We start from the raw sequence: 23,166 nt of genomic DNA, 5'->3' as shown, positions 1-23,166 counted from the left end.
AAGGTCGTCTGAAAATTTTCAGACGACCTTTTTTATCCCCTAATCATTGAACCGATTAATGTTTTTTTGTACAATCCCCGCCATCTCAACCATTCCTCAGGCCGTCGGAAAAGCGGCCTGAACCTTTTTGCAAAGAAAGCCCATGTCCCAAGAAATCCTCGACCAAGTGCGCCGCCGCCGCACGTTTGCCATCATCTCCCACCCTGACGCGGGTAAAACCACGCTGACCGAAAAGCTGTTGCTGTTTTCAGGCGCGATTCAAAGCGCGGGTACGGTAAAAGGCAAGAAAACCGGCAAATTCGCCACCTCCGACTGGATGGAAATCGAGAAGCAGCGCGGCATTTCCGTGGCATCAAGCGTAATGCAGTTCGACTATAAAGACCACACCGTCAACCTCTTGGACACGCCGGGACACCAAGACTTCTCCGAAGACACCTACCGCGTTTTGACCGCCGTGGACAGCGCATTGATGGTCATCGACGCAGCAAAAGGCGTGGAAGCGCAAACCATCAAACTCTTGAACGTCTGCCGCCTGCGCAATACGCCGATTGTCACGTTCATGAACAAATACGACCGCGAAGTACGCGACTCTCTAGAATTGCTGGACGAAGTGGAAAACATTTTAAAAATCCGTTGCGCACCCGTCACTTGGCCGATCGGCATGGGCAAAAACTTCAAAGGCGTGTACCACATCCTGAACGATGAAATCTATCTCTTTGAAGCCGGCGGCGAACGCCTGCCGCACGAGTTCGACATCATCAAAGGCATCAACAATCCCGAATTGGAACAACGCTTTCCGCTGGAAATCCAGCAGTTGCGAGACGAAATCGAATTGGTGCAGGCGGCTTCCAACGAGTTCAATCTTGACGAATTTCTCGCCGGCGAACTCACGCCCGTGTTCTTCGGTTCGGCGATTAACAACTTCGGTATTCAGGAAATCCTCAATTCATTGATTGACTGGGCGCCCGCGCCGAAACCGCGCGACGCGACCGTACGCATGGTCGAGCCGGACGAGCCGAAATTTTCCGGATTTATCTTTAAAATCCAAGCCAATATGGATCCGAAACACCGCGACCGCATCGCCTTCTTGCGCGTCTGCTCCGGCAAATTCGAGCGCGGCATGAAGATGAAACACCTGCGCATCAACCGCGAAATCGCCGCCTCCAGCGTGGTTACATTCATGTCGCACGACCGCGAGCTGGTGGAAGAAGCCTACGCGGGCGACATCATCGGCATCCCGAACCACGGCAACATCCAAATCGGCGACAGCTTTTCCGAAGGCGAACAACTGGCGTTCACCGGCATCCCCTTCTTCGCGCCCGAACTGTTCCGCAGCGTCCGCATCAAAAACCCGCTGAAAATCAAGCAACTGCAAAAAGGCTTGCAACAGCTCGGCGAAGAAGGCGCGGTGCAGGTCTTCAAACCGATGAGCGGCGCAGATTTGATTTTGGGCGCGGTCGGCGTGTTGCAGTTTGAAGTCGTTACCTCACGCCTCGCCAACGAATACGGCGTAGAAGCCGTGTTCGACAACGCATCCATCTGGTCGGCGCGCTGGGTATCGTGCGAAGACAAGAAAAAGCTGGCGGAGTTTGAAAAAGCCAACGCAGGCAATCTGGCGATAGACGCAGGCGGCAACCTCGCCTACCTCGCCCCTAACCGCGTCAACTTAAATCTGACGCAGGAACGCTGGCCGGACATCGTGTTCCACGAAACGCGCGAGCATTCGGTGAAACTGTAAAATGCAGATCAGGTCGTCTGAAACCCTGACAGGACAGACGATTAGAATCTTTTTTATGCAATCTACGTCTATGATTTGAAGGAATGTTGATGAAAAAACAAATTGTATTGGCTGTTGCCCTGCTTCTGACCACTGCTGCCGCAAATGCCGGCGGAGCCAAACTCTCCTGCGGTAAACAGAAATGGGATGGAACAGAATTAGGCGTAACCAAATGCCGTTATTCAGGTAACTCTTTATCTGACGCTTATACTGCTGCTTTAAAAAAAGAGGGGGGAAACGGAGTACTGCCCAAAACCCTGCCAACCCGTAATATGAAACGTCAAATAAACGAAGAAACGGAAACCTCCATTCAATGGACCGGCAAAAAAATAGTCAATGTTTGCGTAAATAGCGAGGGATTCGATTGTTTCGAATTGAAACAGCAAAAAGATCATGTGGATGTTACATTTACAGTCGCAACACCATAAATCTTGGTTTAGGTCGTCTGAAAACTCAGTATGGCAACAAGTATGGATACCTGATACAGCCGACCAATTTAGCCTAATTCGGAGAAAATCATGCAAAAACTGCTTTTAGCGGCAGTATTCATGGCAAGCATGCAATTTGCTGCCGCCGAACGCGCACCCATAGCAATTCCTAAAAAAGTACAGGAAGCCATCAATGAAGATAAACAAACCTGCCGTGAAATGGGAGGAAAATTCTCTGTTGGTCAAGCTTTGGATATTATCGATTTGAATAACGACGGTTATCATGATTTTGTCTACGACATGAGCAAGGTCACCTGCGCCAACGCACCTGATCTGGGCGGCTCCGGCGGCTGGGCGGTCACTGTTTTTGCAGGCCAGCCGGATGGTTCTGCCAAACAGGCATTTCTTCATGGCGCAGCCGGAACAAAAATCATCGGCAACAAACTTTATTTAGGCGTGGGCGGAGAGCTGTGCGGCGAAGACACACGCGGTAAAGTACGCGCACAATATCAAAATTGTATCCGTCCGCTACAATGGAATGCACGCAAGAAAGTGTTTGAGTTTGCGCCCGTCTCACAGAAAAAACCTTTCCCAAAAAGCTTACAACGTTAAGGATAAAATCAATCAGTCGGTCGTCTGAAACCCGTAAACTGCACCTTCACAAAGGTGCAGTTTTTTTATCCCTGCCTACAACTAGGTGAGACCTTTGCAAAAATAGTCTGTTAACGAAATTTGACGCATAAAAATGCGCCAAAAAATTTCAATTGACTAAAACCTTCCTAATATTGAGCAAAAAGTAGGAAAAATCAGAAAGGTTTTGCATTTTGAAAATGAGATTGAGCATAAAATTTTAGTAACCTATGTTATTGCAAAGGTCTCTAGGTGCTTCATCTTTTTAGGTATGACGACAACCATGAGTGTTGCAGTTTGAAATTAAAAAAGCCGAGTCCTGCAATATACAGAACCCGGCTTATAGAAAACGTCCGAACAATCTCTTATACGCGCCCAAATTTTGCCGGGCAATTCAAGTTTTCAGACGACCTTTTAGCGTATCAAACCATCCGTTTTATTCAAACGGGCGTACTTCCAAACCGAACATACGGCGGGCGGTATTCAACATTTGGCAGCTGAAGCCCCACTCGTTGTCGTACCAAGCGAACACTTTGACCATGTTGCCGTCGGTTACTTTGGTCAACGTTGCGTCAAAGGTACTGGCTTGGGTGGTGTGGTTAAAGTCCATAGACACCAGCGGCAGCGTGTTGTAGCCCAACACGCCTTTCAGACGACCTTCTTCTGAGGCGGCCTTCATCAGCACATTGATTTCTTCGACACTCGTATCGCGCGCGGCTTGGAAGCTCAAGTCCACCAATGAAACATTGACGGTCGGCACGCGGATGGCAAGGCCGTCGAGTTTGCCTTTCAATTCGGGCAAGACCAAACCGACGGCTTTCGCCGCGCCGGTTTTGGTTGGAATCATGTTTTCAACACCGCTTCGGGCGCGGCGCAAGTCTTTATGGCGCACGTCGGTCACGGTTTGGTCGTTGGTCAGGGCGTGGATGGTGGTCATCGCGCCTTTGACGATGCCGATGTTTTCGCTCAATACTTTGGCGACGGGGGCGAGGCAGTTGGTGGTGCAGGAAGCATTGGAGATGACGGTCATGTCGTCGGTAATCACATCGTCGTTCACGCCGTAGACGATGGTCGCGTCAACGTCAGCCTCGCCCGGCGCGGAAATCAGCACTTTTTTCGCGCCGCTTTCAAGATGGACATTGGCTTTGGATTTGCTGGTGAACGAGCCGGTGCATTCCATCACCAAGTCCACGCCCAAGTCGCGCCAGGGCAGTTCGGCAGGGTTGCGGGTGGAGAAGAACGGGATTTTGCGGCCGTTGATGATGAGGTGGGTCGCATCGTGGGAAATATCGGCATTAAAGCGACCGTGGACGGTGTCGAATTTGGTCAGATGGGCGTTAGTTTCGAGGCTGCCGCTGGCGTTGACGGCGACGACTTCAAGTTGGTCTTGCAGGTTGTAATCGTAGATGGCGCGTAATACTTGGCGGCCGATGCGGCCATATCCGTTAATGGCGACTTTAATGCCCATGGTTTTTCCTTTTGGGGTATAGGGTGGTTAACTGATTCGCACATTATAGCAAATTTGTAGTGCGATGTAATTAACATTTTATCAAATAAATCTTGTTCAATCATATCTGCTTATTTTTATCCCAAAAAGATAATGAATTATTTTGTTCTAAAAAATACCATATAAGGAAATTTATATTTCAATTATATTTAAAATATACACATTTAATCTTGATTTCCCGCTCACTCAAAAAAGAGAAAACCCGCATCTTCCTGATTTTATTTATTTGAAAAAGATAATCTCTAACCAAAATCCGCTACATCACGCAACAAAACTCCCCGCCATTCCTTCTCTTTTATCTTAAAAATCAATAATACAATTCCATTTCTGATTTCATAATAAATTAACAAACCCCTGCCCTCCTCCCCAAATCCCCCGTTTTCAAGGCATAAAGCGCGTTCTTAAGCGGAGGCTGCTTGAAGATTCCGTCCCACTGTTTTAAAATAAAAATGTTACGTTATATCAATCTGGAGAGAGAAAACATGAAACATTGGAAACTCGGTATCATCGCTGCATTAATGTCCGGCGCAGTTTATGCAGCCCCGATGAACGTCGTTACCAGCTTCAGCATTTTGGGCGACGTTACCAAACAAATCGGCGGCGACCGTGTTGCCGTACAAAATTTGGTCGGTGCCAACCAAGACACCCACGCCTATCACATGACCAGCGGCGACATCAAAAAAATCCGCGGTGCAAAATTAGTCCTGCTCAACGGCTTGGGCTTGGAAGCGGCTGACGTGCAGCGTGCCGTCAAACAAAGCAAAGTCCCCTTCGCCGAAGCAGCCAAAGGCATACAGGCGCTTAAAGCCGAAGAAGGCGAACATCATCACGACCACGAAGGCCATCACCACGACCACGGCGAATTTGACCCGCACGTCTGGAACGACCCCGTTTTGATGACAACCTACGCCCAAAACGTTGCCAACGCCCTGATTCAGGCAGACCCCGAAGGCAAAACCTATTACCAACAACGCTTGGGCAACTACCAAGTGCAACTGAAAAAACTGCACAGCGACGCTCAAGCCGCCTTTAACGCCGTTCCCGCCGCCAAGCGCAAAGTCCTGACCGGACACGACGCGTTCTCCTACATGGGCAAACGCTACAATATCGAGTTCATCGCCCCACAAGGCGTGAGCAACGAAGCCGAGCCATCCGCCAAACAAGTAGCTTCCATCATCCGCCAAATCAAACGCGAAGGTATCAAAGCCGTGTTCACTGAAAACATCAAAGACACGCGCATGGTTGACCGCATCGCCAAAGAAACCGGCGTCAACGTCAGCGGCAAACTCTACTCCGACGCACTCGGCGGCGCACCTGCCAATACTTACATCGGCATGTACCGCTACAACGTCAAAGCCTTGACTGATGCGATGAAAAAATAAAACCGCAGAATCCAGCATGAACGGATAAACCGAAAGGTCGTCTGAAACAAGCTTGGCAAGTTAAGCCAAAACCTGTTTCAGACGACCTTTTATAGTGGAATTAACATAAATCAGGACAAGGCGACGAAGCCGTAGACAGTACAGATAGTACGGAACCGATTCACTTGGTGCTTCAGCACCTTAGAGAATCGTTCTCTTTGAGCTAAGGAGAGGTAACGCCGTACTGGTTTAAAGTTAATCCACTATATCTTTCTTTTTCGAAGCGCTGCGCCAGTGCGTATCCGCAACAACCGCAGCGTTGACGCTCAAATTTATTCGTCGTCTTCTTCCAACGCTTCTTGCCCGCCTTTTTCGGCAAAATGACCCAACAGCCAAATCAAAGCGCCACCACCGGTAATCCCTGCTTTAATCCACATTGCAGTATCTTCCCCCCAGTTATAAATCCATGCTAAAACTTTCGGCACAGCATTCATATAATTCAAACCGAACGCTAAAAGACCCAGGATAAACAAAGTGCTGCCAAATCTTTTCATGAAGATTCCTTTCGATGAAAATCAGAAGGTTTATAAAGAAATACAAAAAAGATTACTTTCCGCGCAATATAGATGTAAAACGATATCATTATAGTCGAAACAAATTAAAAAATATATTTTCACGCAAAATACATGGTTGAGAGCAAGCACCTCATTCCTTATCAAAGAAATTATAGTGGATTAACTTTAAACCAGTACGGCGTTACCTCGCCTTAGCTCAAAGAAAACGATTCTCTAAGGTGCTGAAGCACCAAGTGAATCGGTGCCGTACTATCTGTACTGTCTGCGGCTTCGGCGCCTTGTCCTGATTTAAAGTTAATCCACTATAAATACTCCCCTTTGAAAAAACAGGTCGTCTGAAAAAACGCCCCCATCCTGAATCCCATCTTCCCTCATCTTCCCCAAACTGCCTGAAATACAGCTAAAAAATCCGTTTTCCCCACTTGCCAAGCCTGTTAAATTTTTTTACGATACAGCCGTAGATTGTAAACAAAGGCCACAAGCCGACTGTTTTTTCAGACGACATTACCCCTGTCAGACCTCATTTCTATAACCGTAAGCCGCCAAGCGGCTGTTTTCATACCACATCAAAGCAAGAGGTATCAACGTGTCTGATTCCAAAACAAACGAACGCGCGACGTTTAGCAACCGCCGCGCGTTTATGGTTGCCGCCATCGGCTCTGCCGTCGGCCTGGGCAACATTTGGCGCTTCCCCTACATCGCCTTCGAAAACGGCGGCGGTGCGTTTCTCCTACCCTATCTGGTCGCACTCTTGACTGCGGGTATCCCGCTGCTGCTGATCGACTACGCCATCGGCCACCGCTACCGCGGCTCGCCCCCGCTGGCTTTCCGCCGCCTCGGCCGCTGGTTCGAGCCTGTGGGCTGGTGGAACGTCATGGCCAATATCATCATCTGTATCTACTACGCAGTCATCATCGGCTGGTCGGCAAGCTATGCGTATTACTCGCTGAACGCGGCATGGGGCGCAGATCCGCAGGCGTTTTTCTTTAAAGACTTTTTGAACATGGCAGGCCCTGAAGCCTTAGGCTTGGATTTTGTCGGCAAAGTCGTCGGCCCGCTGATCGGCGTATGGCTGTTTACCTGCATCATCATGGCTTTGGGCGTACAAAAAGGCGTGGCAGGCGCATCGTCGTTTTTCATGCCGCTGCTTTTGATTATGTTCATCATCATGGTCGGCATCTCGCTGACGCTGCCGGGCGCGGCCAAGGGCTTGGACGCGCTGTTTACGCCCAACTGGTCGAAACTTTCCGATCCCAAAGTCTGGGTCGCCGCATACGGTCAGATTTTCTTCTCGCTCTCCATCTGCTTCGGCATCATGGTGACTTACTCTTCCTACCTGAAGAAAAAAACCGACTTGGGCGGTACCGGCTTGGTTGTCGGCTTTGCCAACAGCAGCTTTGAATTGCTCGCCGGCATCGGCGTATTCGCCGCGTTGGGCTTTATGGCACAAGCCAATGGACAAGCCGTCAGTCAAGTTGCTTCCAGCGGCATCGGTTTGGCTTTCATCGCCTTCCCGACCATCATCAACCAAGCTCCGATGGGTGCGCTGATCGGCGTATTGTTCTTCGGTTCGCTGGTATTCGCAGGCATTACCTCGATGATTTCCATTGTCGAAGTCATCGTTGCCGCCATTCAGGACAAATTAAACATCGGCCGCGTCAACGCCACCCTGCTTGTCTGCATTCCGATGGGCATTATCTCCACCCTGCTCTTCGGCACGACCACCGGCCTGCCCGTTTTGGACGTATTGGACAAATTCGTCAACACCTACGGCATCGTCGCTGCCGGCTTCGTCTATGTTTTGGCCATCATCGCCCTGCGCAAACTGCCCGAGCTGCGCAACCACCTAAACGCGCTCTCCTCCGTCCGCGTCGGTGCGATTTGGACTGCCAGCGTCATCTTTACCGTTGCCATGCTCGGCTATATGTTGTACCAAGACACAATCGGCCTGCTTAAAGAAAACTACTCGAAATATCCCAGCGATTTCCTCAATGTCTTCGGCTGGGGCATGTCGATCGGTCTGATTGTCATCTCCGTGGTGCTGTCGCTTCTGCCTTGGAAGCATGGTCAAAACTTCAACGTCAAAGACGAACACGAACATGAACAAGGAGACAAAGAATGAGTACCTCGGCCATCGTCATGATGATTATCGCACTCGTCGTCATTTGGGGCGGATTCATTCTGTCCGTATGGCGGCTGCCTGAAGAATAGGCTTTTTTCCAACAAGTGTTGCAGACACCGCACAGGTCGTCTGAAACCCAAACACCCCGAAACCGCATTGCGCTTTCGGGGCGTTTTATTGCCGCCAAATCCAAGACAGACAAGGCTTTCCATCTATCAGCCGAGTAACCGTACCGAACAAAAGCAACATTTGTTTACGCTAATTTTCCACAGGCGGGCGAAGGTAAACAAAGGGCTGATTATAATGAAAATATAGTGGATTAAAATTGCAATGATACGGCGTTGCCAACGCCCTTATGTACTACCCCCGTACACGGCGGGCGTTGCCGCCTCGTCTCATTTTTATTTTAATCCACTATAACTCCGGCATCTGCCGTGTTTCACGAAAGGAAGAAACAATGACCATGAAACCACTTATGGCGGTATTGCTCGCCGCCAGCCTCAGCCTCCCCGCCATCCAAGCGGAAGCGCGAGGCACGGCAAACCAGAAAAAAGCCACCCTCGCCGGCGCGGCAGCAGGCGCAGCCTTGGGCGGTCTATTGGGCAACGACGGACAAAGCGCAATCATCGGCGCAGTGGCGGGCGGTTTGGCAGGCAACGCCTACGCCTACCACAATAAAAAAATGAATCAAAAAGACAACGATATCGCCTTGCGCGACCGCCGTTACCGCGAATCCCGCTACTACGGCTACGACGGTTACGGCTACGGCGATCCGTACTACCGCGATACATACTACAAAAAACACAAACATAAACATCACCACCGCAAACACTACCGCGACTGGGACGATGATTACTACGATTACGACGACGATTAAACCCATCGTTTGACTGTCTGAACAAAAGGTCGTCTGAAAACCTGAAACCGGGTTGAACCGCCTTCCAACCTTGGGGATGTCCCAGCCATTTTCAGACGACCTAGACAAGCCGGATTCTGCTTCCCGCAGATTCCGGCTTTTTCCATTTCCAAGCTCATCGTTCATGGTTGCATGACGTGATGCCGAACAAACCGCCGCATACAGGGACAACGCCAAAGTGGCAATTTTGTCGAATTCCGCCTTTTCAGACGACCCCTTACCCTCCCCCTCAAATTTACCTTTTCCGCCCGCTTCGGTATCATACCGCCTGTCTGTTTATCCCTGACGGAATCCCGATTATGTCTGACTGGTCCCTCCCCGATTTCGAACGCAAAATCTGCCCGCCCGAAGAATTGGCGCAACGTCTGCACGAACTGCCCCGCCCGCTGGTGTTTACCAACGGCTGTTTCGATATTCTGCACAGGGGGCATGTTACCTATCTGGCGCAGGCGCGTTCGGCGGGGGCGGCGTTGGTGCTGGCTTTGAACACGGATGCGTCCGTGCGCCGTTTGGGCAAGGGGGACGACCGCCCCGTCAATCCGCTGGAAAACCGCGCGGCGGTAGCGGCGGCATTGGCAAGCGTGGATTTGGTCACTTGGTTTGACGAAGACACGCCCGCCGAGTTGATCGAGCAAATCAAACCCGACATCCTGATTAAAGGCGGCGACTGGCCGGTCGAAAAAATCGTCGGCGCGCAAGAAACGCTGGCGCGCGGCGGCAAAGTGTTTTCCATTCCGTTCCTGCACCAGACTTCCACCACGAAAACGCTGGAGAAAATCCGCGCAGCCGAGGGCGGCAAATGACCGCGCTGAAACTACCGCACAGTCGGGTTTTGGCGGAACTCGCCGACGGTCTGCCGCAACACGTTTCCCATCTCGCGCGTATCGCGGGCGTGAAGCCGCACCAGCTCAACGGCTTTTGGCAACAGATGCCCGCGCACATCCGCGGACTGCTGCGCCAGCACGACGGGCAATGGCGGCTCGTGCGCCCGCTTGCCTTGTTTGACGAAGAAGCGTTGCAGCGTTTGGGCGCGGAACGCGGTTTTCAGACGACCTTAAAACACGAATGCACATCCAGCAACGACGAAATCCTGAATCTGGCGCGCACTTCGCCCGAACAAGCCCATAAATCGCTCTGCGTCGCGCATCTGCAAACCAAAGGCCGCGGGCGGCAGGGACGCAAGTGGACACACCGGCTGGGCGAATGCCTGATGTTCAGCTTCGGCTGGGTATTCGACAAACCGCAGCACGAACTCGGCTCGCTCGCCCCCGCCGTCGCGCTCGCCTGCCGTCGCGCTTTAGCCGCATCGGGTTTGGACATACAAATCAAGTGGCCGAACGATTTGGTCGCCGGCAGGGACAAACTCGGCGGCATCCTGATCGAAACCGTCCGCAGCGAGGGCAAAACCGCCGCCGTCATCGGCATAGGCATCAATTTCGTCCTACCCAAAGAAGTTGAAAACGCCGCTTCCGTCCAAGCCCTCTTCCACAACGCGCAGCTTGCCCGCGGCACCGCCTCCGTACACTGCATTCCCGCTTCAACGCTGTTGGACAAATTGTTGGGCGAACTCAATGCCGTGCTGACGCAATACGCGCAAAACGGGTTCTCCCCCTTCCTCGAAGAATACCAAACCGCCCACCGCGACCACGGCAGACCCGTCCTGCTCCTGCGCGACGGGCAAACCGTAAACGAAGGCACCGTACTCAATGTCGATGCGCAAGGCGCGTTGCACCTGATGACAGCCGCAGGCGAACAAACCGTCGTCAGCGGCGAAATCAGCCTGCGCCTCGACGACACGCCCCGCACCGCCGCGCCGCGCCCGCCCGAACGCCTCCTCCTGCTCGACGGCGGCAACAGCCAGCTCAAATGGGCATGGGTGGAAAACGGCGTGTTCAACGAAGTCACCCGTGCGCCGTACCGCGATTTGAGCAAGCTCGGCGAAGAATGGGCAGCGCGTTCAGACGACCGCACCCGCATCGTCGGCTGCGCCGTGTGCGGCGACCTCAAAAAAGCCCTGGTCGAAGCCCACCTGACCGCGCCCGTCCGCTGGCTGCCCTCCATGCCGCAGGCGCTCGGCATCCGCAACCACTACCGCAACCCCGCCGAACACGGCTCCGACCGCTGGTTCAACGCCTTGGGCAGCCGCCGTTTCAGCCAAAACGCCTGTGTCGTCGTCAGCTGCGGCACTGCCGTAACCACCGACGCGCTCACCGAAGACAACCATTATCTCGGCGGCACCATCATGCCCGGCTTCCACCTCATGAAAGAAGCACTCGCCGCCAAAACCGCCAACCTCGACCGCCCAGCCGGAAAAGTGTACCCCTTCCCCACCACCACGCCCAACGCCATCACCAGCGGCATGATGGATGCCGTTTGCGGAGCCGTCATCATGATGCACGGGCGGCTGCAACAAAAAACGGGCGAAGACAAACCCGTCGACGTCATCATCACCGGCGGCGGCGCAAGCAAAGTTGTCAACGCCCTGCCCAAGCAGTTTGTTTTGGACAATACAGTAAAAATTGTAGATAATCTCGTCATTTACGGCTTATTGAACTGGGTCGCGCAAGAGCAGGAACAGCCTGATAAATTGCCCGAATAAGCAGCCATACCGTAGCGCAGATTCAAAAAGGTCGTCTGAAACGCAACACCGCTTTTCAGACGACCTTCAGACGCAGCAAACTTCAGCCGATTGGTTTTGATGCCGATCCGCCACAACCAATAACAACACAAAACCGCCCGCACACCGCAACGGCAACCGAACACAAAAAAGGAAAACAACTCATGAAATGGCTTTTCGCCGCCCTCGTGGCACTCAACATCATCGTCTTCGGCGGCATGATTACGCACCGCCTCAACAACGCCAAATCCCCCAACGCCGCGCCCGTAGAAGGCGGTGCCCACGAACTCGCCCAACCTGAATCCCTGCGCCCGCAGCAAGCCCCCGCGCCTGCCGACAACGCGCAACCCGACTGGCTGCAAACCGACGAAACACAAGCCGACCTGCCCGAGCCCGAATCCGAAGAAGCCATAGCCGAACGCAAGAAAAAAGAAGAAGAGGAACAGGCGCGCCGCGAAAAAGAAAAAAAAGAACGTGAAGAAAAAGCCCGCCGCGAAAAAGAAAAAGCCGCCGCCGAAAACACCAACCCGGCTGCTGCCGCCAACGAAAATCCCGCCGCCAAAAACACAGCCGCCGCCCGCCAATGTACGTCTAACGCCAGCGTTACCCTGGATGAAGACGACTACCACCGCATCAAAGGCCTGCTGACCCGTTGGCCGCACGCCGCCAGCCGCACCGTAGAAAAACGCGGCGCATCGAAAGACCACGCCGCCAAAACCTTCCGCGTCGTGCTGCCTGCCGACAGCGAAGCCATGAACCGCCTCGAAGCACTCGGTAACAAAGGCTTCAACGGCACGCTTCACAACGGCGAAATCAGCCTCGGCGTCATGAAAAGCCGCTCCTCCGCCCAAGTCCTCATCTCGCGCCTGTCCGCAGCAGGTTTCGGCGGCGCGCGCATCGTCGAACAAGACGACAAAGGCAACGCTGCCGACAGCACCCTCAGCGTCTCCCGCATGACCGTCATCTTCATGTCGGTCGATGAAAAAGACGCACAGGAAATCCGCAACATCGTCGGCCGCTACGGCAGCCTGAATATGAAAACCTGCAAATAAAACCCAAAGGTCGTCTGAACGTTTTCAGACGACCTTTTGCAAAGATGCAACAGATTAGGCGGCAGTCAAATCTCTTTTGAAAAGCCGAATAAGTTAACGTTGATATCGCTCCCACCTTCACGCTACGAAACCGCCGACAAACCCTTATCCGCACAAAGGTTCTTGAGAAACCATGAAACCCGCCCAAACCTCCCTACTGTTCGCCCTTCTGCTCGGACTACTGCCGGCAGCATACGCCGAAGACTACGACGACGAAGCCTATCAAAACCTGATCACGCAATGCACGCGCAACCAGCTCGACAGTTGCGTCACACTCGGCATTTGGACCCGCGACTATCTGGAAAGCCCCGCCGATGCCTACCTGCCGCTGAAAAAAGCCTGCGACGGCAAAAACATGAAGGGCTGCAACGTATTGGCAAACCTCTATTTAGACCCATACAGCGGACTGGGCATGGACTACTCCAAAGCCCTCGAACTCTACCGCAAAGCCTGCAAAGGCGGCTATGACAACGCCTGCCGCAACGCCAAAGAAACCGAGCAGGAAATGCGCAGTCAAACGGCAGAAGACCGCGCGGTCAAACGCCAAGAACGACTGGAGGCATTGCAACGTTCCTGCATGGGCGAAAACGATGCCGCCTGCAGAGCCTTGCAACGCGAATTGCAACGCTGATGCCGAAGCCTTTGTCCGCCTGAACCGGCTTTCAGACGACCTATGCTACAATTTGACGCATCCGAACCGAATCCCATCACAGGAAACCTCATGGAAGCCACCGTCTATCTCGAAGACAACGAATACATCGCCTTATGCGACCTCTTGAAGCTCGCCGGACTTGCCGAAAGCGGCGGGCAGGCAAAAGCGTTTATCGCCGAAGGACTGGTGTTGCGCAACGGCGAAACCGAAACCCGCAAAACCGCCAAAATACGTGGCGGCGAAGTCATCGAGTTTGACGGCGCGCGCTTGGAAATCGCCGATGGATACGACCCTGAAGAATAAAGCCGAAGCCCTCTTGGGCGAACCGCTTCTAGACGAACCCGTCCGCCCCGAGTCGTGGGAATGCTGCGGCAGCGATTGCGGCGATGCCTGCATCCAGACAATTTATTGGTCGGATAAAGCCCGCTACGACGCACAACAGCGGAAATTGAAAGAAGCGGGTTGGTCGGACGACGAAGAGAACGGAAAGGTCGTCTGAAAACGGTTCGGCTGGATGGCAACCGCGTTTTCAGACGACCTTTTACTTTTCAAAAGCCGTAGGTTGGATACTTGTATCCGACAAAGTTTTAATATGCGCAATTTGAAATATCGGATTCAATAATCCGAGCTACTGATTTTCAGACGACCTTTGTCAGATTCTGTTTTCAACATGACCGCCCCACCCTTCATTCACCACACACATAACGCCCCATGATAGACCTGCACTGCCATTCCACCGTTTCCGACGGTATGCTCTCCCCCGCCGAAGTCGTGCGCCTCGCGCATCAAAACGGCTGCACGCTGCTGGCGCTGACCGACCACGACCACACCGGCGGCATCGCCGAAGCGCGTGCCGAAGCCGACGCACTCGGGCTGCGTTTCGTCAACGGCGTGGAAATCTCCGTAACTTGGCGCGGGCGCACCATACACGTTGTCGGTTTGGATTTCGACGAACAGGACGAAAACCTGCAAAACCTGTTGGCGCAAGTACGGCAAGGTCGTCTGAAACGCCTCGAAACCATCGCCGCCAAGCTCGAAAAGAAAGGCATCGGCGGCGCATACGACGGCGCGCTCGCGCTGGCGGCAAACAAAGAAATGGTCAGCCGCACCCACATCGCCGAGTTCCTCATCCGAGCGGGACACGTCAAAAACAAGCAGCAGGCGTTCACCAAATACTTGGGCGACGGCAAATCCTGCGCCGTCCGCCACGAATGGGCGACGCTGGCAGACTGCGTCTCCGCCGTCAACGGCGCGGGCGGCATGGCGGTCATCGCCCACCCCATGCGCTACGACTTGTCCGCCACCGCCAAGCGCAATCTGTTTGAAGAATTTAAAAAACTCGGCGGCGTGGGCATCGAAGTCCACAGCGGCAATTGCTGCAAAAACGACCGACTCAACTACGCGCTGTTGGCAGAACGCTTCGGCATGCTCGCCAGCGCGGGCAGCGATTTCCACCGCTTAAACGACTTCAGCGGCGGCATCCTCGGCGCGTGTCCCGAGCTGCCGGAAAACTGCAAACCGGTTTGGGAACATTTCAAAAGGGTTTGAACCGACAAGCTTCGACAAAATATCCGGCAATTGCGTTCAAATCATCCTTCTTGGTGCTGAGACGGCAACATCCTACGTTCCGAACCAAACCGGTCGAACACTTATCTTGCCTCTCTTTTATCTTGATTTCGCCATAAAAAAGGTCGTCTGAAAGCGGGAACAGTGCTTTCAGACGACCTTTTGTGTAGCAATCCGATATTAGAACAGGGCTTGCAGAATCAAGTAGCAGGTCACGGACAGGATGGCGGCGGCAGGCAGGGTAATGACCCATGCCAAGCCGATGGGTTTCATCAGCTTCCAGTTGGCGTTGCGGTTGACCAGACCGATGCCGAGTACCGCGCCGACCAAAATATGGGTACTGGATACAGGCAGCCCCATAAAGGAGGCGGCCATCACGACGGCGGCGGCGGAGAGTTCGGCAGTAAAGCCCGAAGCGGGGTGCATTTCCGCCAAGCTGCTGCCGACGGTTTTAATCACTTCTTTACCGACAAACCACAAGCCGACAATCAAGGCGATACCGAATGTCAGCATGGCAATCGGCGGGACGGCGTTTTGAGAAGTGATGCTATTGGTGCGCAATGCGTCCATAATGGCGGCAAACGGGCCGATGGCATTGGCAATATCGTTTGCGCCGTGGCTGAAGGCGAAGCCGCAGGCGGTAAATACCTGCATCCATGAAAACATTTGAAAGGTGGATTTATCCAAATCTTTGCGCTTCAGGCTTTTGGCGAATACGAACGTACCCATCCACACTGCCGCGCCGATCATGAAGATGGTCAGGAAGCTGTTGACATTGCTCATGCCTAAGTGAAGGTTGTTCAACCCTTTGAAAATCAGCATGGCGGCAATCATCATCCCGCCGAAAGAGGCGATAAAGGGAACCCAAGAATGAAGGGCTTTATAGGAGTCGACGTTGTTTTTGCGGTTGTCCAAATCGTACAGGCCGCGGTAGTAGTCGCTTTTCAGATCGGCAGGATCAAAATCCGGCTCGTCGTAGATTTGCGCGTCGTGCGCCATTTTGGTGGCGTATTCGACTTTTTCGCTTTCGCTCAAGGCTTCAAAAAACAGGCGGTGCTGTTCTTTGTAAGCCTTTTTTTCTTGCTTGATGCCCTTGAGCGTGCCTTCCGCCCAAGCGTTGTAATCCAAAACGTTTTTCTTCACTCTGGAAAACAGTAAATAGGAGGCCGTGCCACCCAAAATGGGGGACAAAACCCAAGACAGGGCGATTTCGCCCAATTTGCTCCATTGAATCAGATCGCCCGCATTCATATTGTTCATCACCGCCATGCAGACCGCGCTGCCGACGATACCGCCGATAATGGCGTGGGTAGTGGAAACGGGCAGGCCTTTGCGCGAGGCGAACAAAAGCCACAATGCCGCCGCAAGCAGCGCGGACATCATGATAAAGACAAACTGCATGGGCTGAAGGTCGATGCCGTTCAAATCCACAATGCCTTTGCGTATGGTATCGGTCACTTCGCCGCCCGCAATCACCGCGCCGCTGACCTCGAACACCGCCGCAATCAGCAAAGCCTGAGGAATCGTCAGCGTACCGGAGCCGACGCTGGTACCGAAGGAATTGGCGATATCGTTGCCGCCCACGTTAAACGCCATGAAAACGCCGAACATGGTAGCAATAATGAACAATATGGAATGGTTGTAATGGGTATAGCCCAAGCCCCAGTAAATAAAATAGCCGACCATGCCCACCAGCATAGCGGCAAAGACAGTATTAATCAGCTTCAAGTTGGCACTCATCTGAGTTTGAGCCATAGGATCAGCTTCCTTAAGAATTGCGGATGTGTTTCAGACTATTGTAACCTTTTTGCAATCTTTCTTGAAACATTTATTTACCTTCGCCGCGCCAAATACCTGACAAATCGCAAAACCGCGTTAAAATGTTTTTTTACGGCCTAATCCGAACCACAACCCATGAATACCCAACTTTATATCGGCATCATGTCCGGCACCAGCATGGACGGTGCAGATGCCGTGCTTATCCGTATGCAGGGCAATCAATGGCAGGGCGCACTGGCTCATGCCTTTACCCCGTATTCAGACGACCTCCGTCAAGAACTTCTAAACCTTCAAAATATCGGCGACAACGAATTGCACCGCAGCAATATCCTGTCCCAGACCCTCAGCCGCCTTTACGCACAAACCGTCCACACCCTCCTCTCAGAACAAAACCTGCCCGTCGAAGCCGTTACCGCCATCGGCTGCCACGGGCAAACCGTCCGCCACGCCCCCGAACACGGTTACAGCATCCAGCTTGCCGACTTGCCCCTACTGGCGGAACTGACCGGCATTTTCACCATCGGCGATTTCCGCAGCCGCGATTTGGCTTCGGGCGGGCAAGGCGCGCCGCTGGTTCCCGCCTTCCATCAAGCCCTGTTCCAGCATCCGCAGGAAACCCGCGTCGTCCTCAATATCGGCGGCATCTCCAACATCAGCGTCTTACCGCCGCAGCAAGCCGCTTTCGGCTTCGACACCGGTCCCGGCAATATGCTGATGGACGCGTGGATGCAGCACAACTGGCAGCAGTCATACGACCGCGACGGACAACGCGCCGCACAAGGCGCTATCCTGCCTGATTTGCTGAACCGCCTGCTCGACCACCCCTATTTCAGACGCCCCCTCCCCAAAAGTACGGGCAGGGAGCTTTTCTCCTTAAACTGGCTTCAAGGTCGTCTGAAAGGCGGCGAAAAGTCCGAAGATGTTTTAAGAACCTTGGTTCGCTACACCGCGCAAACCATCCGCGACGCCGTTGATACAGCCGCCTCCGACACGCGCAATCTCTACGTCTGCGGCGGCGGCATCCGCAATCCGGTTTTGATGCAGGATTTGGCGGACCTGTTCTCCCCCGCTGTCGGATTAAACAGCACCGCAGCGCTCCACCTCGACCCGCAATGGGTCGAAGCCGCCGCTTTTGCCTGGCTCGCCGCGTGCTGGATAAACCGAACGCCCAGCAGCCCGAACCATGCGACCGGCGCAGCCAAAGCCTGCATCTTGGGCGCAGGCCACTACGCCTGATGTCCGGTTTCAGACGACCCGTCCGATATCGGCTGCCATAGCCGGACAATCCATCTGTATCCAAACCTTCGTTCCATCAAAAAAGGTCGTCTGAAAAGCGGTAAACCGGGTTTGAAACCTGGTTGAACCGCGTTTTCAGACGACCTTTTACACGTCTCTTTCCATTATTCTTTTTTACCGGCAAGTCCGATGTCTTTCTCTTTATCGCCGACTTTCACTTGCGCCTTACCGGCAATCTCTTCGGCTTTGCTGCCGAAAATGTTCAAACGGTAGCTGCCTTTGTCTTCATTGTTGAGCGTCGCGCGTCCGTTGATTGCCGAACCCGCCCCTGCTGCGGCAATGTTGGCGGCAGCCAAGTCGACATTGTAATCAGGTGCCATGCCGCTGATTTTGCCCTGACCTTGTTTTTTCTCAAAATCGATGGTGTACGTCAGGCGGCCGCTATTATCGTCGCCGTTAAACGCGATACCGCGGTAGGTATAGCGGCCCAGTTGCGGCAGGTCTTTAAAGACAATTTCCTTACCTTGCACTTCGCCGACTTTAAATTCATACGCCTGCAAGTCTTTCAGCTTGTTGCCGTCGGCAGGATCGGCTTTCTGCTTGATATATTTGGCAGCGACAGCCGAATTGTCTTGTTTGTAAACCATAAAGTCGCCGCGTTCCAAATCGATGACCTGTCCGTTGACGTTGATTTTGCCGACGTAGTCATAATAGGAAATCTTGTCGCGCTTCAGAAAGGCGGTGTCCAAATTGTCGCCTTTTTTAAGCGTTTGCACCTTATTGTTGGCACTCAGCTGCATCGTGCCGTTTTCGGGAACGCTCTCGAAAACGGTAATGTATTTCACGCCCTTAGCCTTAGGATCAAAGCCTTTGCCTATCGCATTGGACAGCGCGGAAGAGGAGCTGCCGCAAGCGGCAAGCGTAGAAACCAAAGATGCGGCAAGAACCAAGCGGACGGCTTTCATGGTTTTCCTTTCGTTTGAAGTTGTTTGATAACATATTCATATTATCGCACCAGCCCTCAATGACGTATGATTTAAATCAATATTCATCATTCCTATTCCGCCGCTTTGCCAGCCTTTGCAGTTTATACCGTTGTCTTTTCATTTTTGTGAAACCGTTACACAGTCCCGCCGATTGCCAAACAACCCGATACCATGCTGCTGCCGCCATCTGCCTCTACCGTTGAGGTCGTCTGAAAAACCCTCTACGCTCGTTTTAGCGAAACTCGCTTCACTCCTTTTCAGACGACCTTTTTCCAACCCTGCTACAATACGCCTTTTATTGTTCACGCCGATTTTGCCATGACCGAGCCGACCTACATCCCGCTGCGCCTGCATACCGAGTTTTCGATTACCGACGGTATGGTGCGGATTAAAAAACTGATTGCCAAAGCGCAGGAATACGGTTTGCCTGCTTTGGGCATCAGCGATTTGATGAACGAATTCGGTTTGGTGAAATTCTATAAAGCCTGCCGCAGCGCGGGGATTAAGCCTGTCGGGGCGGCGGACGTGTGGATAGGCAATTCGAATGCGCCCGACAAGCCGTTCCGCGCCATGCTGATTATCCGCAACGATGCGGGCTATCTGCGCCTGAGCGAGCTTTTAACGGCGGCTTATGTCGGCAAAGACCGCAATGTCCATCATGCGGAACTCAATCCCGAATGGCTGGAAAACGGCGACAACAGCGGCTTGATTTGTTTGAGCGGCGCGCATTACGGCGAAGTGGGCGTGAATCTCTTGAACGGCAATGAAGACGCGGCGCGTGCGGCGGCGTTGAAGTATGCGGCGTGGTTTCCCGATGCGTTTTATCTGGAGCTGCAACGCCTGCCCGAACGTCCCGAATGGGAGGCTTGCGTTTCGGGCAGCGTGAAGCTGGCGGAGGAATTGGGTTTGCCGGTGGTGGCGACCCATCCGACGCAGTTTATGAGCCGCGACGATTTCAACGCGCACGAGGCGCGGGTGTGCATCGCGGGCGGCTGGGTATTGACGGACAAGAAACGTCCGCGCGATTTTACGCCGAGCCAGTTTTTCATTCCGCCGGAAACGATGCTGGAGCGTTTCGCCGATTTGCCCGAAGCCTTGGAAAACACGGTGGAAATTGCCAAACGCTGCAATATCCATATCACGCTGGGCAAAAACTTCCTGCCCCTGTTCCCGACGCCCGACGGCTTGTCGCTCGACGATTATCTGGTGAAGCTGTCCAACGAGGGTTTGCAGGAACGCATGGTTCAGCTTTATCCCGACGAGGCGGAACGGGCGGCGAAAATGCCGGAATATCAGGAGCGGCTGGATTTTGAGTTGAACATCATCATCCAGATGAAATTCCCCGGCTATTTCCTTATCGTACAAGACTTTATCAACTGGGCAAAAACGCACGGCTGTCCGGTCGGGCCGGGACGCGGTTCGGGCGCGGGTTCGCTGGTGGCGTATTCGCTGAAAATTACCGACCTCGACCCGCTGAAATACGCGCTGCTGTTCGAACGTTTCCTAAACCCCGAACGCGTTTCCATGCCCGACTTCGACGTGGACTTTTGCCAAAGCAACCGCGGCCGCGTGATTGAGTATGTGCGTGACAAATACGGCGCAGAGGCGGTGAGCCAGATTGTGACCTTCGGCACGATGTCGTCCAAAGCGGTGATACGCGACGTAGGGCGCGTGCTGGAGCTGCCGTTTACCCTGTGCGACAAACTGTCTAAGCTGATTCCGCTGGAAGCCAACAAACCTTTGGGTTTGGACGAGGCAATGAAGGCGGAGCCGCAGATTCAGGAATTGATTGAAGCGGAAGAAGCGGACGAACTGATTACGCTGGCGAAAAAGCTGGAAGATTTGACGCGCGGTCTGGGTATGCACGCGGGCGGCGTGTTGATCGCGCCGGGCAAGATTTCCGATTACAGCCCTGTGTATCAGGCAGACGAATCCGCCTCGCCCGTATCCATGTACGACAAGGGCGACGTGGAAGACGTCGGTTTGGTGAAGTTCGACTTTTTGGGTCTGCGCAACCTGACCATTATCGAAATGGCGCAGAACAACATCAAAAACACCACCGGCGATATTGTCGATGTCGGCAAAATCCCGCTTGACGACCAAGCCGCTTACAAAATCTTCCGCGACGCGAACACCACCGCCGTCTTCCAGTTCGAATCGACCGGCATGAAAAAAATGCTGAAAACGGCGCACACCACCAAGTTTGAAGAACTCATCGCCTTCGTGTCGCTCTACCGTCCCGGCCCGATGGACAACATCCCCGACTTCGTTGCGCGCATGAAGGGGCAGGAGTTCCAATACATCCACCCGCTGCTCGAAGGCATCCTCGCGCCGACCTACGGGATTATGGTGTATCAGGAACAAGTGATGCAGGCGGCGCAGATTATCGGCGGCTACTCGCTCGGCGGTGCGGACCTGCTGCGCCGCGCCATGGGTAAGAAAAAGCCCGAAGAAATGGTGAAACACCGCGAAATCTTCGCCGAAGGCGCGGCAAAACAAGGCATTTCGCGCGAAAAATCCGACGAAATCTTCAACTATATGGAAAAATTCGCCGGCTACGGTTTCAACAAATCCCACGCCGCCGCCTACGCCCTGATTTCCTACCAGACCGCATGGCTCAAAGCCCATTACCCCGCCGAATTTATGGCGGCAACCATGTCGTCTGAATTGGATAACACCGACCAGCTCAAGCATTTCTACGACGACTGCCGCGCCAACGGCATCGAGTTCCTGCCGCCCGACATCAACGAATCCGACTACCGCTTCACGCCGTATCCGAACATGAAAATCCGCTACGCACTCGGCGCGATTAAAGGCACGGGCGAAGCCGCCGTCGAATCCATCATCGCCGCGCGGCAAAGCGGCGGCAAATTTACCGGCCTGTTGGACTTCTGTGAGCGCGTCGGCAAAGAACACATGAACCGCCGCACCCTCGAAGCCCTGATACGCGGCGGCGCGTTCGACAGCATCGAACCCAACCGCGCCATGCTCTTGGCAAACATCGACCTCGCCATGAACAACGCCGACCAAAAAGCCGCCAACGCCAATCAGGGCGGGCTTTTCGACATGATGGAAGACGCCATCGAACCGGTGCAGCTCGTCGACGCGCCCATGTGGAGCGAATCGGAAAAACTCGCCGAAGAAAAAACCGTCATCGGCTTTTATCTGTCCGGCCACCCGTTCGGCCCGTATGCCCAAGAAGTCCGCCAAATCGCCCCGACCAAATTAGGCCGTCTGAAACCGCAAGACAGCGTGCGCCTCGCCGGATTCGTTACCGCCGTGCGCACAATGATGGGCAAGCGCGGCAAAATCGCCTTTGTCAGCCTCGAAGATTTGAGCGGGCAGATTGAAATCATGGTCAGCGGCCAGACGCTGGAAAACTGCGCCGACTACCTCAAATCCGACCAAGTGCTGATTATCGAATCCAAAGTCAGCCGCGACGACTACGGCGGCGGCGACGGGCTGCGCATCATGGCAAACCAAGTCATGACCCTGCAAATGGCGCGCGAACGCTACGCCCGCAGCCTCAGCCTCGCCCTCGCCCCCGGCCACGACATCGCGCGCCTCGCCGCCATCCTCACCGTCCACCGCCTGCCCGACACGCCGCATATCCCGCTGCAACTGTCGTACAGCAACGGCAAAGCGTCGGGCAGGTTTCAAGTGCCGCCGAAATGGATGGTGACGCCGAGCTCCGCGTTATTCGACGAACTGGAAAAACTGCTCGGCAGCAGGGCAGTGCGCGTGAATTGGTAAGGAACAGGGGTCGTCTGAAACAGCGACGGAAAACTGCTGTTTAAACTGCATCGCCATTAAAATACAAAGCCGAACCTTATTTTCAGACGACGTCTAAATAAACCATTCAAAAACGTCGTCTGAAAACGCAAAACAACACTATAGTGGATTAAATTTAAATCAGGACAAGG

20 protein-coding genes are annotated in these 23,166 nt (G+C 53.6%); 16 read left to right on the top strand and 4 right to left on the bottom strand.

The window, feature by feature from the left end; genetic code table 11:
* Positions 1-142 precede the first annotated feature (142 nt).
* The 3 genes from HMPREF3277_RS11090 (at position 143) to HMPREF3277_RS11080 (ending at position 2,817) form a co-directional block, all read left to right on the top strand.
* Positions 143-1,738, top strand: a complete 1,596-nt coding sequence (locus HMPREF3277_RS11090; protein ID WP_070773199.1) for a peptide chain release factor 3 — start codon at positions 143-145, stop codon at positions 1,736-1,738.
* An 89-nt stretch (positions 1,739-1,827) separates the two neighbouring features.
* Positions 1,828-2,205 (top strand): cytochrome C, encoded by a 378-nt coding sequence (locus HMPREF3277_RS11085; protein ID WP_234405226.1) that lies wholly within the window; start codon positions 1,828-1,830, stop codon positions 2,203-2,205.
* 90 nt (positions 2,206-2,295) lie between these two features.
* Complete coding sequence (locus HMPREF3277_RS11080; protein ID WP_070871153.1) at positions 2,296-2,817, top strand: hypothetical protein; 522 nt, start codon at positions 2,296-2,298, stop codon at positions 2,815-2,817.
* Positions 2,818-3,271: 454 nt separating this feature from the next.
* On the opposite strand, the gene gap is transcribed toward HMPREF3277_RS11080, so the two are convergent.
* A complete protein-coding gene (gene gap, locus HMPREF3277_RS11075) occupies positions 3,272-4,303 on the bottom strand; it encodes a type I glyceraldehyde-3-phosphate dehydrogenase (RefSeq protein ID WP_070871152.1) in 1,032 nt (343 codons plus the stop codon).
* A 521-nt stretch (positions 4,304-4,824) separates the two neighbouring features.
* Between gap and HMPREF3277_RS11070 the strand changes: the two genes are divergently transcribed.
* Positions 4,825-5,724 (top strand): metal ABC transporter solute-binding protein, Zn/Mn family, encoded by a 900-nt coding sequence (locus tag HMPREF3277_RS11070; RefSeq protein WP_070871151.1) that lies wholly within the window; start codon positions 4,825-4,827, stop codon positions 5,722-5,724.
* A gap of 311 nt (positions 5,725-6,035) precedes the next feature.
* Here HMPREF3277_RS11070 and HMPREF3277_RS11065 read toward each other — a convergent pair whose 3' ends face one another.
* Complete coding sequence (locus tag HMPREF3277_RS11065) at positions 6,036-6,257, bottom strand: hypothetical protein (protein ID WP_049230266.1); 222 nt, start codon at positions 6,255-6,257, stop codon at positions 6,036-6,038.
* Between the two features lie 607 nt (positions 6,258-6,864).
* Here HMPREF3277_RS11065 and HMPREF3277_RS11060 point away from each other — a divergent pair.
* From HMPREF3277_RS11060 to HMPREF3277_RS11020, 10 genes are all read left to right on the top strand, one after another.
* Positions 6,865-8,400, top strand: coding sequence for a sodium-dependent transporter (locus tag HMPREF3277_RS11060; RefSeq protein ID WP_070871150.1), 1,536 nt, complete (start codon positions 6,865-6,867; stop codon positions 8,398-8,400).
* On the top strand, positions 8,397-8,489 hold the full coding sequence (locus HMPREF3277_RS14060; protein ID WP_009311042.1) for a methionine/alanine import family NSS transporter small subunit: 93 nt from the start codon (positions 8,397-8,399) through the stop codon (positions 8,487-8,489). The genes HMPREF3277_RS11060 and HMPREF3277_RS14060 overlap by 4 nt, the downstream gene beginning before the upstream one ends.
* 368 nt (positions 8,490-8,857) lie before the next feature.
* Entirely contained in the window at positions 8,858-9,277 is a 420-nt protein-coding gene (locus tag HMPREF3277_RS11055) for a glycine zipper domain-containing protein (RefSeq protein WP_070871149.1), read from the top strand.
* A 335-nt stretch (positions 9,278-9,612) separates the two neighbouring features.
* Entirely contained in the window at positions 9,613-10,119 is a 507-nt protein-coding gene (gene rfaE2, locus HMPREF3277_RS11050) for a D-glycero-beta-D-manno-heptose 1-phosphate adenylyltransferase (RefSeq protein WP_029609501.1), read from the top strand.
* Positions 10,116-11,915: a bifunctional biotin--[acetyl-CoA-carboxylase] ligase/type III pantothenate kinase gene (locus HMPREF3277_RS11045; protein WP_070871148.1), complete on the top strand. Its 1,800-nt coding sequence runs from the start codon at positions 10,116-10,118 to the stop codon at positions 11,913-11,915. Before rfaE2 ends, HMPREF3277_RS11045 begins: the two co-directional genes overlap by 4 nt.
* Positions 11,916-12,097: 182 nt before the next feature.
* Positions 12,098-12,985, top strand: coding sequence for a hypothetical protein (locus HMPREF3277_RS11040; RefSeq protein WP_003768928.1), 888 nt, complete (start codon positions 12,098-12,100; stop codon positions 12,983-12,985).
* Between the two features lie 172 nt (positions 12,986-13,157).
* Positions 13,158-13,655, top strand: coding sequence for an SEL1-like repeat protein (locus HMPREF3277_RS11035; protein WP_070871147.1), 498 nt, complete (start codon positions 13,158-13,160; stop codon positions 13,653-13,655).
* Positions 13,656-13,745: 90 nt separating this feature from the next.
* Positions 13,746-13,979 carry an RNA-binding S4 domain-containing protein gene (locus HMPREF3277_RS11030; RefSeq protein ID WP_002221492.1) on the top strand — a complete coding sequence of 78 codons (234 nt, stop codon included), beginning with the start codon at positions 13,746-13,748 and terminating at the stop codon, positions 13,977-13,979.
* Complete coding sequence (locus tag HMPREF3277_RS11025) at positions 13,957-14,175, top strand: hypothetical protein (protein ID WP_009311034.1); 219 nt, start codon at positions 13,957-13,959, stop codon at positions 14,173-14,175. Before HMPREF3277_RS11030 ends, HMPREF3277_RS11025 begins: the two co-directional genes overlap by 23 nt.
* A 212-nt stretch (positions 14,176-14,387) precedes the next feature.
* On the top strand, positions 14,388-15,224 hold the full coding sequence (locus HMPREF3277_RS11020) for a PHP domain-containing protein (RefSeq protein ID WP_070871146.1): 837 nt from the start codon (positions 14,388-14,390) through the stop codon (positions 15,222-15,224).
* A 198-nt stretch (positions 15,225-15,422) separates the two neighbouring features.
* Here the strand turns inward: HMPREF3277_RS11020 and HMPREF3277_RS11015 are convergent, their stop codons facing one another.
* Entirely contained in the window at positions 15,423-16,997 is a 1,575-nt protein-coding gene (locus HMPREF3277_RS11015) for an inorganic phosphate transporter (RefSeq protein ID WP_070871145.1), read from the bottom strand.
* 159 nt (positions 16,998-17,156) lie between these two features.
* Here HMPREF3277_RS11015 and HMPREF3277_RS11010 point away from each other — a divergent pair, with 159 nt between their 5' ends.
* On the top strand, positions 17,157-18,257 hold the full coding sequence (locus tag HMPREF3277_RS11010) for an anhydro-N-acetylmuramic acid kinase (RefSeq protein ID WP_070871144.1): 1,101 nt from the start codon (positions 17,157-17,159) through the stop codon (positions 18,255-18,257).
* A gap of 164 nt (positions 18,258-18,421) precedes the next feature.
* On the opposite strand, the gene HMPREF3277_RS11005 is transcribed toward HMPREF3277_RS11010, so the two are convergent.
* Complete coding sequence (locus HMPREF3277_RS11005; protein WP_070871143.1) at positions 18,422-19,222, bottom strand: factor H-binding protein; 801 nt, start codon at positions 19,220-19,222, stop codon at positions 18,422-18,424.
* A gap of 339 nt (positions 19,223-19,561) precedes the next feature.
* Here HMPREF3277_RS11005 and dnaE point away from each other — a divergent pair, with 339 nt between their 5' ends.
* Positions 19,562-22,996: a DNA polymerase III subunit alpha gene (dnaE, locus tag HMPREF3277_RS11000; protein WP_070871142.1), complete on the top strand. Its 3,435-nt coding sequence runs from the start codon at positions 19,562-19,564 to the stop codon at positions 22,994-22,996.
* Positions 22,997-23,166: the final 170 nt, after the last annotated feature.

The sequence above is a fragment of the Neisseria sp. HMSC70E02 genome (assembly GCF_001838645.1).
GTDB lineage: Bacteria > Pseudomonadota > Gammaproteobacteria > Burkholderiales > Neisseriaceae > Neisseria > Neisseria macacae.
The sequence above is the reverse complement of the archived record's forward strand: the minus strand, read 5'-3'. Positions and strand labels throughout refer to the sequence as shown.